Genomic DNA, 13,505 nt, shown 5'->3' on the forward strand with positions numbered 1-13,505 from the left:
CATCATTACGGGGTACAGTGACGACGGTTCGCGGAACACCCGTTACCGCTTTGAAGCCGCTGCCCAAGGGCGCGTGGATATTGAACGGCGACCGAGGCCTGACCTATGCGGCCACCCTGCCCGAGGGCAACGAGATCGTTGCCGGTCGCTGGTGGCCCGCAAATTATGCCGGTCCGCCGCTGGTCTCGATCGACGAACAAGCCGCCAAGGCGCTCGACCTGAAACCGGGCGACAAGCTCGGTTTCTCGATCCTGGGCGTCGAGATGGAGGCAGAGATCGCTTCGATCCGTCGGATCAACTGGGAGCGAATGGGCTTCAACTTCGGCATCGTCTTCGCGCCGGGCGCGCTCGAAGGCGCACCGCACAGCTATATGGCGACGATCGCCCTGCCCGACACGCGCGAAGCCGCCGTCAACCGAGCCGTGGTCAGCAATTTTCCCGCCGTATCGCTGATCCGGGTCAAGGATGTTGCCGGTCAGATCGGCGAAATCTTCGGTCAGTTGGCGACCGCGATCCGCGCCGCCGCCGCGGTAACTCTAGCCGCCGGTATCGCGGTGCTGATCGGAGCGATCGCCGCCTCGCGACGGGCGCGCTTGTACGACGCGGTGCTGCTAAAACTGCTCGGCGGCAGCCGCGCACAGATAATGATGGCGCAGGCGATCGAATATGCGTTGCTTGCCTCGGTCATCGCGCTGCTCGCGCTAGGCGCCGGCAGCGCGGCCGGCTGGTATGTCGTAACGCAGATCTTCGAGCTGGCCTGGGCGCCCGACTGGGGGCTGGTCGCCGTCACGCTGCTCGTCGGCGCGGTCGGGACCTTGGGCATCGGGCTGATGGGATCGCTGCCGATCCTCAACGCGCGGCCGGCACAGGCGCTACGTTCGCTCTGACCGGCCCGGCGCTCGCCTCAGCCGCGCAGCCGGTCACGCGCCTCGGCCAGCGCCTCGGGCGTGTCGACGTCGAACAGGACGCCTGCATCGTCGCAATCGACATAGGTCGGTTGACGGCCGCGTAACAGCGAGCGCCCCCCTTCGTCTCCGCGCAGACCAGTCAGGGCTGCGAAATAGGCCCGGCCCCACAGTACGGGATTGCCGGGCCGTCCCTCATGACGCGGACGGACGATGGCGTCCGGCGCAGCGCAGTCGACGAGTCGGTCGATCGTCTCGCTGCGAACGAACGGCATGTCGCCGAGGGCGACGACCACCGCATCCCAATGCGCAGGAATGAGAGCGGCCGCCCTGGCCAGCGAGCGGCCCATGCCTTCCGCATGATCGAAGACTTGGACCAGCGTGGCTTGTGCCGCGAGATGCTGGGCGAGAGGAGATCCGGGCGGTACAGCCGCCAGAACGCCGTCGAGTGCCGCACCACACAGGCTTTGCAGGGCATGTGCCACCAGCGGCCTCCCGCCAAGATCCATGCCCAGTTTGTCGTTGCCCATGCGACGCGCACTGCCCGCCGCCAGCAGGATCGCGCCGACGATCACGCCTTGCGCAGGGCTGCCGTCGCACCCGCAAGGATCGACAGCGCGATCTCCGCCGGGGTAGCGGCACCGATGGCAATGCCGGCAGGACCGTCGATCCGCACCAGGGCCTCGGCGCTCCAGCCCTTGGCGGTCAGTCGCTCGATCCTTTTGGCATGGGTTCTGCGGGAGCCGAGTGCCGCGACGTAGAAGGCCTCGCTGCGCAGCGCCGCCTCCAGCGCGGGATCGTCGATCTTGGGGTCGTGGGTCAGCGTGACGATCGCCGTCGCACTGTCCGGCTTCCACTCCTCGAACGCCTCGTCGGGCCATCTCGTGTCGACATCGATCCCGACGAAGCGCTCTGCGGCGGCAAAACTGTCACGCGGATCGACGACATGCACACGGTAGCCGAGCTGGCGCGCCAGCGGCACGAGCTGCTGGCTCACATGAACAGCGCCCACGATCAGCATGCGCAGAGGCGGAGCATAGGCGTTGACGAACTGGTCCTGGCGCGGCTCGGGCGCATGATCGATGATCGTCGATGCGCCGGTCGACAGATCGGTCGCGACCGTTACCGCACGTCCGGCCCGCCGTTCGTCGCGGAGGGTGGACATGAGCGCAGGTGGGAAATGCGACTCGTCGACTGTCTGGACGGCGATCTCGATGCTGCCCCCGCAGGCAAGCCCGAAGGTCCAGGCATTCTCGTCCTGCACCCCATAGTCCCGGCGCGCGAACCCGCCCCCCGCATCCAGCAGCGCCTGCGCCGTCACCAGAACATCCCCCTCGACGCAGCCGCCGCTCACCGAGCCTTCGAACAGCCCGTCGTCACGGATCACGGCGTGCGATCCCCGGCGGCGAGGGGCCGAGCCCCAGGTCTGCACGACAGTCGCGATCGCGACGCCATGACCCTGCTCGCGCCAGTCGAGCGCCTTGGTCAAAAGTTCATCAAGTTCGTCTAGCATCGGTCCGTCGGGGGGTTGCCCGCAGCGGGGCTGCGGGGCATGGAAACCCCTTCTCATCACGCAGGCCCCTGCCCAAAGCAAGGATATTGAATGACGGACGCCACCCTCGATGTCGTCGGCATCGGCAATGCCATTATCGACCTGTTGGCCCATGCCGATGACAGCTTCCTGACCGAACAGAATCTCGCCAAGGGCGCGATGACGCTGGTCGACGAGGACACTGCCGAACGGCTTTATGCGGCCATGGGCCCGGTCACCCGCGCCTCGGGCGGATCGGCTGGCAACACCATTGCCGGCCTCGGCTCGCTCGGCGCGAAGTGCGGCTATATCGGCAAGCTGAAGCAGGACGAACTGGGTGCGGCCTATCGGCACGACCTTCTCGCCGCCGGCGTCCACTTCACCACCCCCATGGCAAGCGACGGCCCGTCGACCGCCCGCTGCATGATCTTCGTGACCTCCGACGCCGAGCGCACGATGAACACTTATCTCGGTGCCTGCGTGAATCTGAAGGCCGAGGATATCGACGCCGAGATGGTCGCCGCCGCCAAGATCACCTATCTCGAGGGCTATCTCTATGACGAGCCCCACGCGAAGGAGGCCTTCCATCGCGCGTCCGACATCGCCCATGGTGCGGGCCGCAAGGTTGCCTTGTCACTGTCGGACGCCTTCTGCGTCGAGCGCCACCGTGCCGATTTCCTCGACCTGATCGCCAACCGGATCGACATTCTCTTCGCCAATGAGAGCGAATTGCTCGCGCTCTTCCAGACCGAGGATTTCGATGCCGCCGTCGAGCGGCTCAAGCCGATGGTCGAGATCGCCGCGATCACGCGCAGTGCCCAGGGGTCGGTCGCGATCCGTGGCGACGAGCGGGTCGAAAGCCCGGCTGCCCGTGTCGAACGGGTCGTCGACACGACCGGTGCAGGCGACCTCTATGCCGCAGGCTTCCTCTACGGGCTGACGCAAGATCTTCCCCTGGCGGAATGCGGGCGCATCGCCGGGCTGGCGGCGGCGGAGGTCATCTCGCATTTCGGCGCGCGACCGGAAACGCCGCTTCGCGAATATGCCGGGCTCGATTGAGCCCGGCGGCGAGTCCCGATCGAAGACAATAAAAAAGGGCGGCCGAGAGGCCGCCCTTATTCGTTTCGAGAGGTTGGAACGCTTAGAAGGCGTTGCCGTACTTCTCGTTGCCGACGAAGCCCATCTTCTCGACCTGGGCCCGCTTGGTGACCGCGAGAACGCGATCGACCAGATCGTAGCGAGCCTGGGCGTCCGGCTCCAGATGGAGCTCGGGGACCGGGTTCATCGTCTGGGTGATGTCGAGATACTGGCGCAGACGCACCAGATCGATCGGCGAACCATTCCAGAGAACCTCGCCCGTCGGCGTGATCACGACCTTGTTCTTGATCGGATCGACCGGTGGCGGGGTGTTAGGCCCGCTGTCGACCGGAAGGTCGAGCTTCACCGCATGGGTCTGGATCGGAATGGTGATGATGAACATGATCAGGAGCACCAGCATCACGTCGATCAACGGCGTGGTGTTGATGTCCATCATCGGTTCGCCTTCGGCAGTTCCCGCTGACATTGCCATGATGACTACTCCTAGTAAGCGGGCTTAGAGGCGCGGACTGGCGAAGCCAGCCGGCGGTTCCGAGATGAAGCCCACGCGGGTGAACCCGGCGCGCTGCATCGCGAACACCGTACCGCCGATGCAGCGATAGGGGGTGTTCACGTCACCACGGATGTGCACTTCCGGAAGCTCGAGGCCGGGAGCGTTGGGGCCACCCTGCTTGTCGATTTCCTTGCGCAGCTTGACCACGGCACGGTCGATCAGTTCCGAGGAGTTCACCTTGGTGAGACCCCAATAAACTTCGCAGGAGCCATCAGCCGCCGCACGCACCGAGAGCGCGACGTTCTCGGGCTTGGTCGTCGTGGGTTCGAACACGACGCTCGGAAGCTTGACGGGCACCGTTTGAATGACGACCGGAACCGTGATGAGGAAGATGATCAGAAGCACCAGCATGACGTCGACGAGCGGCGTCGTGTTGATGTCCGACATAGGGGCGCCGTCTTCGGCGGGGCCGGCACTCATGGCCATCGGCACTAATCCTATCTACTTGCTCGACCCGATGAAGGTCCGGCTCGTTCGCCGTTCCCTGGGCCAGACGTCCTTCGAGACGCGGGCGGGAGCGCATGGCCCCCGCCCTGTACGTCGGTCGATTACTTCTTGACGGCCGGGGCCGGAGCGGCCTTGACCGTGGTCACCGGCTTAACGGCGCCGGCCGAAACCATGTAACCGTGCAGGTCGGTCGAGAAAGCAGCGAGCTGCTCGGCAACGACCTTGTTGCGACGGATCAGCCAGTTGTAGCCGAGCACTGCGGGAACGGCCACGGCCAGACCCAGCGCGGTCATGATCAGAGCTTCACCGACCGGGCCGGCGACGGCGTCGATCGAGGCCTGACCGGCGGCGCCGATCTTGATGAGCGCGCGATAGATGCCGATAACGGTACCGAACAGACCGACGAACGGAGCGGTCGAACCGACGGTGGCGAGCACCGCGAGACCGTTGCCGAGCTTCGAGTTGATCAGGCCCTGGCTGCGCATCAGCGAGCCGGTGAGCCACTCATGCTGGTCGACCGGGTCGGTCAGCTTCGTGTGCTGCTCCTGAGCGAGGATACCGTCGTCGACGATCTGACGATAAGCCGAGTTCTTCTCGAGCTTCGCCTGGCCGTCCTTCAGGCTCGGTGCCGCCCAGAAGGAAGCGCGGGCCTTCTTGCCCTGGTTGAGGATCTTCTGCTGCTCGAGCAGCTTGGTGAACATGATGTACCAGGACGCCGCCGACATGACGACGAGGATGAGGAACGTCGCCCAAGCAATCGTGCCACCCTGCTCCAGAGCGGCCATCAGGCCATACGGGTTCGAACCTTCGGCTGCGGGACTAGCCATAAACTGAATTTCCTTCTCTGAAACTGTCTGTTGTATCCGGTCATAGAAGCCGGGCGGACCGCCGGGTCAGCCCGACACAAGCTCAATCCTTCGGGATCTGCCAGCGAACGCGATTGCGATAGGTGAACGGCATGGGCTGGCCATTGCCATCGAGCTGGGGCTTGAAACGCGCCCGGCGCAACAACATCTGACAAGCCTTCTGATCAAGCGACGGGAAGCCGCTCGAATTCGTCACTGAGCAATTCGTCGCCTTGCCATCGGTGCCCACGGCCAGCTCGAAGCCGGTCGTGCCCTGATTCTCGGCGCGGAGATCGGCAGAAGGATAATCCTCCGGGGTAACCCACTCGCCCGGGGTGCCACGCGGTTCACCCCGACGCGAAACCGCCGGAGGCGGAGGCGCGGGCGGAGCGGCCGGCGTGATGACCGGCGGCGGAGCAACCGGAACCGACACGATCGGCGGAGCGACGGTCGGGGCCACCTGAACGATCGGAGGCGGCGCCACGACGGGCGGCGGCTCGATCTTCGTCTCCGGTGGCGGAGGCGGAGGCTGATCCGGAGGCGGAGGCGCCTCTTCTACGACGTCGAACGTCTTGAGGTCGCGAGCGACCTTCTTGACGACGTTATACGCAAGCCCGGTGACGAAGGCATATCCGATCACTGCATGGAGCAGGACCACCAGCCCAATCGACACCACCTTGCGGGTGCTAAGGGTTTGATCGCCATAAGCCATTAAGGAACGACACTCCCTCCAATCCAAAGCCAGCATTTGTACCGGCACGCACCAATGGGAGTGCCATTAGCGCCCGGCCCTTCACCCGCCAGACATAGTTATAATATTTAGCGGAGGTGTGTCCTTATCGCGACAGTTCGACGGAAGCAATAAGCGAAACGGCGCATTGGATGCCGGTTTCGGGCGTGACGCCACCCCCTTGACGACGCTATCCACGACGCGAACACCCGCTGGAACCCTGGAGCGAACCATGCGTATGGACCGGATGAACGCCAACACTTTTCGCACTGGCATGATGTTTGCTTCCATAGCATTGTCATCTTTGCCCTCCGCGCTCGGCGCGCAGCCCGCTTCCCCCGCAGCGACGCCTTCCACAGCGCCCGGAATCCGGCAACTTTCCTATGCCGATCTCGCCGATCTCGCCCTCTCCGCCCAAGTAGTCGCCGGCGTAACGGTCACCAAAGCGGAACGGCTCAAAGGCGAACTCGCGCCCGGATTGCAGGCAGGCAATGCCCGATTTTTGATCGAAGCGCAGACGGCGATGTTGTTGCGCGGCGCGGAAGGTTTGCCCGGCTCGGTGAGCTACATCGTCGACGTCCCGCTCGACGCCCGCGGCAAGGCGCCCTCGCTGAAAAAAAATCGCCTCGTCATTTTCGGAAATCGGGTTCCGCAAAGGCCCCAGGAATTGCGCCTCACTTCGCCGTACTCACAGGTCACCTGGACGCAAAACATCGAATCACTACTGCGTGCGATTCTCACCGAAGCGACTGCGTCGACCGCTCCTCCGGTCGTCACGGGCATCGGCAACGCCTTCCACGTGCCCGGCGCGATTCCCGGCGAGAGCGAGTCCCAGATATTCCTCACCACGCCGAACAACCGCCCGATCTCACTCACGATTCTGCGCCGACCGGGCGAGCAGCCGCAATGGGCCGTGGCATTGGGCGAGATGGTGGACGACAGCGCCTCGGCACCCGCGCGCGATACTCTGCTGTGGTACCGCCTCGCCTGTTTTCTCCCCACGACGATGCCCGAGCGAAGCACAGCCTCGCTCGGCGCGTCCGATGCGCAGGCGGTTCGAGACGACTATGGCTTCGTGTTGAAGCAGCTCGGTAACTGCGGACGAACTATCGCCCGCTGATGCGGCCTCAGAAGGACGAGAGCTCTACCCCGACCGACGCACAGTCGGGGTAGACATCAGGTTTGCTGGTCGAGATGCGGAGCCCTTTCACGCCCGCACGCGCGGCGACGAGAGCATAGATGCCGCGTGCCAGCGTCTCCTGCAGATTGTAGCGGCGGGCCTTGGCGAGCGACAGGATCTCGGTACGCAGGAAATCATAGTCCCAGGCGCAGTCGACCTCATCGCGCGAGGCGAAGCTGGCTTCGTCGAGCCAGACCTCTACCGTCACGAACACGCGCTGGGGATTGCCCACTTCGAAATCGTGGAAACCGATGTCGATCGGCACCGCGAAATCGCGCAGGACGATCCGGCGCGTGCGCGGAGCAAGAGCCTCGGGCACGAGACCGTCGAGCTGGGGGAAATCCATCAATCCTCCTGAGCGAGATATTGGACGTCGCGCGAAAGGCCGAGAAAGCGCTGGCCACCATCGAGTGTGATCGTCTGGCCGGTGATGGTCGGAACGGCGATCAGGAAGCGCAACGCCTCGACGATCTGTTCCACCTCGACGCCCCTGCCCAATGCGTTGAGCGCATGGACCTTCTCGAAATTCTCCCGGCTCTGTGGCCCGGAGACGAGCGTCACCGACGGCGCGATCGCATTGACCCTGATCCCGCGCCCCGCCAGCAAGCGGCCAAGCAGTTCATGAACGCCGGCAAAGGCGATCTTGGATATCGTATAGGTGAAGAAATCGGGGTTCAGCTGCGACAGCTTGGCGTCGAGAATGTTTACCACCATCGCGGCGGCCCCCTTCGGCACCGCCTCGGCAAAGGCGCGCGACAACAAAGCCGGGCCCCGGGCATTGGCGGCCATGTGCATGTCCCAGGCCTCGATCGAGAAGTCGTCGAAGCCGTCATAGACGAATGCCGAGGCGCTGTTCACCAGCAGCCCCGCCGGCGGCATGCCCTCGAGCGCGGCGATCACCTGCTCCGGGCCGCCTGGCGCCGCCAGATCCGCCTGCACGATTCGCGCGCCGGGGCATGTTGCGGCCAGCGCCGAGGCCTCCTCCGCGCTATGACGATAATGAATCAGGCAGGTCCACCCGTCCGCTGCGAGTGCCCTGACGAGTTCGGCCCCGATACGCTTGGCGCCCCCGGTTACGATCGCGGTCCTGCTGCTTCCGAATTCGGCGTTCATTATTGATCCCCTGTGCCCGGTCGGGGCAGCGTGGCGGACCCTATGACCGATTCACAGCCTTTCCCCAACTTGTCCACAAGGTCATCCACGGCTCACGCCTTGGCCGATGGTCGGGCCGATACGCTTTCATGCCAGCGCTTAAGCGCGGGCCTCCCCTCGAAGGGATCGGGCAGACGCGTAGCGAGGCCGAAGTCGATCGCGACCAGCAGCGCGATGTCAGCCATGCTGAATGCGTCAACCGCTAGATAAGAGCGTCCGGCAAGCCGGCGCTCCAGCACATCGGCAAAGGCCGACCACATCAACCTGCCCCGCTCGACGAGCGCTTCGATCTGCTCGATCCGTGGCCATTCTCCCCCGACCGCGCGGCCATCGAATACCGGAACCCGGTTGCGAAAGGCGATCGCCACCGCCTGGAAGCAGTCATGCTCGATCCGGCGCAGCCAGGATTCGATCAGTCCGATTTCGACCGGGGTCGTCCCGAACAGACGGGGCTCGGGCTGCAGCGCCTCGAAATAGCGGCAAATGCCGAGCGAGTCGTCGATCAGAGTCCCGTCGTCGAGCAGCAGAGCAGGCGTCTGCCGCTGCGGATTGACGGCCCGATAAGCGGGGGCCAGCTGGTCGCCGGTCTTGAGGTCGACCTGAACCCGCTCGACGTCGATTCCCTTCTCCGCGAGGAAGATGCGGACACGCCGGGGGCTCGGCGCCCAGTCCGAGTCGAACAGCTTCATGAAATCATCATCCGATTCTGCTTCACATTCGATCGCAAGACGGTAAAGGCGCCGCTCCATCCGAACAAGGATTCCCAACCGCATTGATCAGCCTCGTGCCCATCGCCTCGGTCCCCACCTCGTCGGTCGAGCAGTTGCTCGATCTGGCTTTCGGAACCGACAGGCATGGCCGCACCGCCTATCGGCTGCGCGAGGGCATGCATGCGATTCCGGCGCTAAGCTTTGCGGCGATCGACGCGGACGGCGATCTGCTCGGCAGCATTCAGTGCTGGCCGATCGAAATCGCGACCCCGTCCGGTGCGGTCGAACCGCTTATTCTCGTCGGACCAGTCGCAGTCCGTCCCGATCGGCAGCGCGACGGTCTTGGCCGCAAACTGGTCGAAGCCGCTCTGGAGGTGGCCGACAGAACTGGCGCGGAGCCGATGATGCTGATCGGCGACGCCGACTATTATGGCCGCTTCTTCGGCTTCATGGCCGACGCGACCGCCGGCTGGCAGGTGCCCGGCCCGGTCGACCGCGACCGCCTGCTCGTTCGCCTGCACCCCGGCCAGCAGGTGATGGCCGAGGGGCTCCTTCGTCCACGCAGCCTTGCTGCCCAGACCGACGATCGGCAGCTGCGTCCGGTCTGAACACCGCTCCGGTCCAAGCCACCTCTTGTAGATGCGCGGCTTAAGGGGCACATCGCCGCCATGCCCGAACGCAACCCCGCCCCGGATTTCGCCGCGACTTCGCTTCAGGACATTGCCCGTTACGCAGCCGAAAACCGCCCGCCCCCGGTCGAAGCCTGGAACCCGCCCCATTGCGGCGACAGCTTGATGCGTATCGCACGGGACGGCACCTGGTATCATGAAGGCTCGCCGATAGGTCGCCCCGCCATGGTGCGCCTGTTCTCGACGATCCTGCGCCGCGAGAGCGACGGCAGCTATGTGCTGGTGACGCCGGCCGAGAAACTGACAATCGCCGTCGACGACGCCCCTTTCCTTGCCGTCGAACTGAAGAGCGAAGGCGAAGGCCGCAACCGCCGCCTCGCCTTTCGACTCAACACCGACGACGTCATCGTTGCCGGCCCCGACCACCCGCTCGAGATTCGCAACGACGCCGACGGGCCCCATCCCTATCTGGAGGTGCGGCGCGGACTGAAGGCGCTGGTCAACCGTCCGGTCTATTATGAACTGGTCGAACTGGCGCTGGCCGAGGAGAATGAGCGCGTCGGTCTGTGGAGCGAAGGCCTGTTCTTCCCGCTGGGGGACGAATGAGCGCGCTTGCCCAACGGCTCCGCCAGAGCCTCGCCGATGCACCAGACAATCATGACGCACCGATCATCGAGCAGGAAGGGCTCGTCGGCGACGTGCGCAAGCTGGTGCCGGCTGCGGTGCTGATGCCGATCATCGAGGCCCCCCGCCCCCGCGTGCTGTTCACCGTCCGCCATGCCGGGCTGCGCGCTCATGCCGGCCAGGTCGCCTTTCCGGGCGGGCGCCTCGACCCCGAGGATGACGGCCCGATCGGAGGCGCGTTGCGCGAAGCGTGGGAGGAGGTGTCACTACCGCCCGAACAGGTCAACGTCGTCGGCACCGCGCGACCCTATGCGACCGGGTCGGGCTATCTGATCACGCCGGTGATCGGGGTTATTCCCGACGGTCTGGATCTGCGGCCGCATGAAGCCGAAGTGGCGGGTCTGTTCGAGGTGCCACTCGACCATCTCCTGTCCGACGCGCATCATCTGCGCAAGACCGGCACGCTGCGCGGAATCGAGCGGCACTATTTCGAGATAGACTGGCCGAGCGAACGCATCTGGGGCGTGACCGCCGGGCTGATCGTGACCATCGCCCCCCGCCTGCGTGCAGCGCTGGAACTGCCCGCATGACCCGCCTGCCCGACAGCGGCTGGCGGCGAGCCGAAGGCATGGACCGCCTGATGGAGGCGCTCGGCGCAAAGAACGGGATGATCCGCTTCGTCGGCGGCGCGGTGCGCGACAGCCTGCTCGGCCTGCCGGTCAAGGATGTCGACTGCGCCACCCGCTGGCGGCCCGAGCAGAGCATCGACCATATCGTGGCAGCCGGCTTCAAGGCCATTCCCACCGGGCTCGCCCATGGCACGGTTACCGCCCTGCTCCCGAGCGGGCCGGTCGAGGTCACGACACTGCGACGCGACCTTTCGACCGACGGCCGCCACGCCACTGTCGCCTTTACCGACGAGTGGCGCGAAGATGCCGCCCGCCGCGACTTCACGATCAATGCCCTGTCGGCGGATCCGCTGACCGGCGAGCTATTCGATTATTTCGGCGGCTTGGACGATCTGCACGCGGGCAGGGTCCGCTTCATCGGCGATCCGCTGCAACGGATCGCCGAGGATCATCTGCGGATCATGCGCTTTTTCCGCTTCCATGAGCGGTTCGGGCACGGCGATCCGGACCCTGACGCCATGTCAGCCTGCGTGGCGCGGGCCAACGATCTGATGGCGCTGTCGCGCGAGCGGATCGCCGACGAACTGCTCAAGCTGCTCGGCGGCGCAAATCCGGCGCCTACCATCCGGCTGATGTTCGACAACGGCATCTTCCGCCCGATCATTCCGGAGATCGACAGCAACGGAGTCGACAATCTATCGCGCCTCGTCCCGCGCGAAGGCCAGAGCGGGACTCTGCCCGATGGGCTGCGCCGTCTGGGCGCGCTCTTGCCTGCGTCACCGGAGATCGCGGTGTCCATCGCCCGGCGGCTGAAATTGTCGAAGGCCGCGACGCGCCGGCTCGAACTCTCGGCGAGCGGTGACAGTGGTCCTGCCCATAGGCTCGCCTATCGATACGGGAACGAGGTCGCGACCGATCTGCTGCTGCGCGGAGACTGCGATATCGAAAGCCTCGACGCTGCGGCGCTGACCGCTTGGGAACGGCCGCGCCTGCCGCTCGGCGGGGGCGAGCTGATCGCCATGGGCTTACGACCCGGTCCCGTGGTCGCAGCGACGCTTCAGCAGGTGGAGCGGCAGTGGGTCGAGGAGGGCTTCCCGGACGGCGAGCGCGTGTCCGTGCTGTCCCGGGAGGCGGTCGATCAGGCTCTGCGCTCGCGCCAATAGGCATAGGCCTGATCGGAGGGCAGCGGTCGAGCAAAGTGAAAGCCCTGAGCGACATCGCAGCCGAGACCGATCAATGTCTCGACCAGCGGCTCGGATTCGACGCCCTCGGCCGTCGTGGTCATGCCAAGCGCCGACGCAAGCCCCAGGATCGCCCGCACAATGGCGACCGAGTCCCGATCGACAAGCATCGGGGCGATGAAGCTGCGGTCGATCTTGAGGACGTCGATCGGCAGCTTCTGAAGATAGGCGAGGCTAGAATATCCGGTGCCGAAATCGTCCATCGCGATCATGACGTCGAGGTCGTGGATCGCGCGCAGGACCTTGGCGATGCCCGAGGGGTCGCTGACGATGCAGCTTTCGGTCAGTTCGATCTTGAGACGGCTGCCGGAAATTCCGCTCTCGGCCAATGCCGCCTGCACCGCGGACACGACGTCGTCACGCTGGAACTGAACCGCCGACACATTGACCGCCATGTGAACGGGCAGCGGCGAACCGGCCATTCGGTCCCATTCGGCCAGCGTGCGCGTGGCGGCGCGCAGCGCCCAGCGGCCAAGCTGAACGATCAGGCCGGACTCTTCGGCGACGGGAATGAACTCTGCGGGAGAGATCGGCCCCTTTTCGGGATGATCCCAGCGGGCCAGCGCTTCATATCCGACGACCCTGCCCGTCGCGAGTTCCATCAGCGGCTGGAAGGCCAGGGTGAGCTGGTCGCGCTCGATCGCGCGCCGCAATTCGGTCTCGAGGCTGAAACGCTGGCGCGCCGCAGTGCTGTCGCAGGCCTGATAAAGTTCGGCATGGCCGGATCCCTTGGCCCGCTTCATCGCAAATTGGGCGTTGCGGATAAGATCCTCGGCATCGTCGACGGCCGGCGCCATCATCGCCACGCCGACCGCGCAGTCGATCTTGATTTCGAGTTCGCCCAGCCGGATCGGCGTCGCGAGCGACGTCTGAATCCGGCGCGCAGCGCGCATCGCTTCGGACGGATCGTCGGCCACGCTCAACAGCACGGCGAACTCGTCACCGACCAGCCGGGCGAGCACGTCACCGGCGCGCAGCGTCGAAACAAGGCGGCGCGCGACGGTTATGATCAGTTCGTCGCCGGCAAGCGAACCGACGCCTTCGTTGACCCGGCTGAAGCGGGTGAGATCGATCAACAGGACTGCGAACTGCCGCCCTTCGGTCTCGAAGTTCAGCATCGCATTCTCGACCTGCTCGGCGAAGGCCGCCCGGTTGGGAAGGCCGGTCAGGCTGTCGCGCAGCATCTGCGTACGCAACGAACGCTCGCCTTCGACCTGCTGGGTGCGGTCGA

At 65.3% G+C, this 13,505-nt stretch carries 17 protein-coding genes; 7 read left to right on the plus strand and 10 right to left on the minus strand.

Translation table 11 applies throughout. The features are described from left to right. The coding region (locus KAY22_RS16820; protein ID WP_366514100.1) for an FtsX-like permease family protein at positions 1–887 on the plus strand (887 nt) is incomplete at its 5' end. A gap of 17 nt (positions 888–904) precedes the next feature. Here the strand turns inward: KAY22_RS16820 and KAY22_RS16825 are convergent. Then, positions 905–1,480 (minus strand): nucleotidyltransferase family protein, encoded by a 576-nt coding sequence (locus tag KAY22_RS16825; protein ID WP_296624488.1) that lies wholly within the window; start codon positions 1,478–1,480, stop codon positions 905–907. Continuing rightward, the gene (locus tag KAY22_RS16830) at positions 1,477–2,418 is read right to left on the minus strand and encodes an XdhC family protein (protein ID WP_296624489.1); all 942 of its coding nucleotides are present in this window, start codon (positions 2,416–2,418) and stop codon (positions 1,477–1,479) included. Before KAY22_RS16830 ends, KAY22_RS16825 begins: the two co-directional genes overlap by 4 nt. A 90-nt stretch (positions 2,419–2,508) precedes the next feature. On the opposite strand from KAY22_RS16830, the gene KAY22_RS16835 reads away from it, so the two are divergent. Further along, a complete protein-coding gene (locus tag KAY22_RS16835; RefSeq protein ID WP_296624490.1) occupies positions 2,509–3,495 on the plus strand; it encodes an adenosine kinase in 987 nt (328 codons plus the stop codon). 82 nt (positions 3,496–3,577) lie between these two features. Here the strand turns inward: KAY22_RS16835 and KAY22_RS16840 are convergent, their stop codons facing one another. The 4 genes from KAY22_RS16840 to KAY22_RS16855 form a co-directional block, all read right to left on the minus strand. Continuing rightward, on the minus strand, positions 3,578–4,006 hold the full coding sequence (locus KAY22_RS16840; protein ID WP_296624491.1) for a biopolymer transporter ExbD: 429 nt from the start codon (positions 4,004–4,006) through the stop codon (positions 3,578–3,580). Between the two features lie 24 nt (positions 4,007–4,030). Beyond that, on the minus strand, positions 4,031–4,513 hold the full coding sequence (locus tag KAY22_RS16845) for a biopolymer transporter ExbD (RefSeq protein ID WP_296624492.1): 483 nt from the start codon (positions 4,511–4,513) through the stop codon (positions 4,031–4,033). Between the two features lie 122 nt (positions 4,514–4,635). Then, positions 4,636–5,361, minus strand: coding sequence for a MotA/TolQ/ExbB proton channel family protein (locus tag KAY22_RS16850; protein ID WP_296624493.1), 726 nt, complete (start codon positions 5,359–5,361; stop codon positions 4,636–4,638). A gap of 82 nt (positions 5,362–5,443) precedes the next feature. Continuing rightward, complete coding sequence (locus tag KAY22_RS16855; protein ID WP_296624494.1) at positions 5,444–6,091, minus strand: energy transducer TonB; 648 nt, start codon at positions 6,089–6,091, stop codon at positions 5,444–5,446. Between the two features lie 250 nt (positions 6,092–6,341). Between KAY22_RS16855 and KAY22_RS16860 the strand changes: the two genes are divergently transcribed. Then, positions 6,342–7,229, plus strand: coding sequence for a hypothetical protein (locus KAY22_RS16860; RefSeq protein ID WP_296624495.1), 888 nt, complete (start codon positions 6,342–6,344; stop codon positions 7,227–7,229). Positions 7,230–7,236: 7 nt separating this feature from the next. Here KAY22_RS16860 and KAY22_RS16865 read toward each other — a convergent pair whose 3' ends face one another. The 3 genes from KAY22_RS16865 to KAY22_RS16875 all read right to left on the minus strand — a co-directional run bounded on the left by KAY22_RS16865 (position 7,237) and on the right by KAY22_RS16875 (position 9,130). Next, positions 7,237–7,635: a dihydroneopterin aldolase gene (locus KAY22_RS16865; protein ID WP_296624496.1), complete on the minus strand. Its 399-nt coding sequence runs from the start codon at positions 7,633–7,635 to the stop codon at positions 7,237–7,239. Next, complete coding sequence (locus KAY22_RS16870) at positions 7,635–8,402, minus strand: SDR family oxidoreductase (RefSeq protein WP_296624497.1); 768 nt, start codon at positions 8,400–8,402, stop codon at positions 7,635–7,637. The genes KAY22_RS16865 and KAY22_RS16870 overlap by 1 nt, the downstream gene beginning before the upstream one ends. 92 nt (positions 8,403–8,494) lie before the next feature. Continuing rightward, positions 8,495–9,130: a glutathione S-transferase N-terminal domain-containing protein gene (locus KAY22_RS16875; RefSeq protein ID WP_296624498.1), complete on the minus strand. Its 636-nt coding sequence runs from the start codon at positions 9,128–9,130 to the stop codon at positions 8,495–8,497. 83 nt (positions 9,131–9,213) lie between these two features. Between KAY22_RS16875 and KAY22_RS16880 the strand changes: the two genes are divergently transcribed. From KAY22_RS16880 to KAY22_RS16895, 4 genes are read left to right on the plus strand one after another with little or no spacing between them, the layout of a single operon-like run. Next, positions 9,214–9,759 (plus strand): N-acetyltransferase, encoded by a 546-nt coding sequence (locus tag KAY22_RS16880; protein ID WP_296624499.1) that lies wholly within the window; start codon positions 9,214–9,216, stop codon positions 9,757–9,759. A gap of 60 nt (positions 9,760–9,819) precedes the next feature. Then, positions 9,820–10,386, plus strand: coding sequence for a DUF1285 domain-containing protein (locus tag KAY22_RS16885; protein ID WP_296624500.1), 567 nt, complete (start codon positions 9,820–9,822; stop codon positions 10,384–10,386). Continuing rightward, on the plus strand, positions 10,383–10,994 hold the full coding sequence (locus tag KAY22_RS16890; RefSeq protein ID WP_296624501.1) for a CoA pyrophosphatase: 612 nt from the start codon (positions 10,383–10,385) through the stop codon (positions 10,992–10,994). Before KAY22_RS16885 ends, KAY22_RS16890 begins: the two co-directional genes overlap by 4 nt. Continuing rightward, positions 10,991–12,196: a CCA tRNA nucleotidyltransferase gene (locus KAY22_RS16895; RefSeq protein WP_296624502.1), complete on the plus strand. Its 1,206-nt coding sequence runs from the start codon at positions 10,991–10,993 to the stop codon at positions 12,194–12,196. Before KAY22_RS16890 ends, KAY22_RS16895 begins: the two co-directional genes overlap by 4 nt. Here KAY22_RS16895 and KAY22_RS16900 read toward each other — a convergent pair. Next, positions 12,172–13,505: EAL domain-containing protein (locus KAY22_RS16900; RefSeq protein ID WP_296624503.1), on the minus strand; the 1,334-nt coding region annotated here is incomplete at its 5' end. The genes KAY22_RS16895 and KAY22_RS16900 overlap by 25 nt on opposite strands.

The sequence above is a fragment of the Rhizorhabdus sp. genome (assembly GCF_018006725.1).
Lineage (GTDB): Bacteria > Pseudomonadota > Alphaproteobacteria > Sphingomonadales > Sphingomonadaceae > Rhizorhabdus.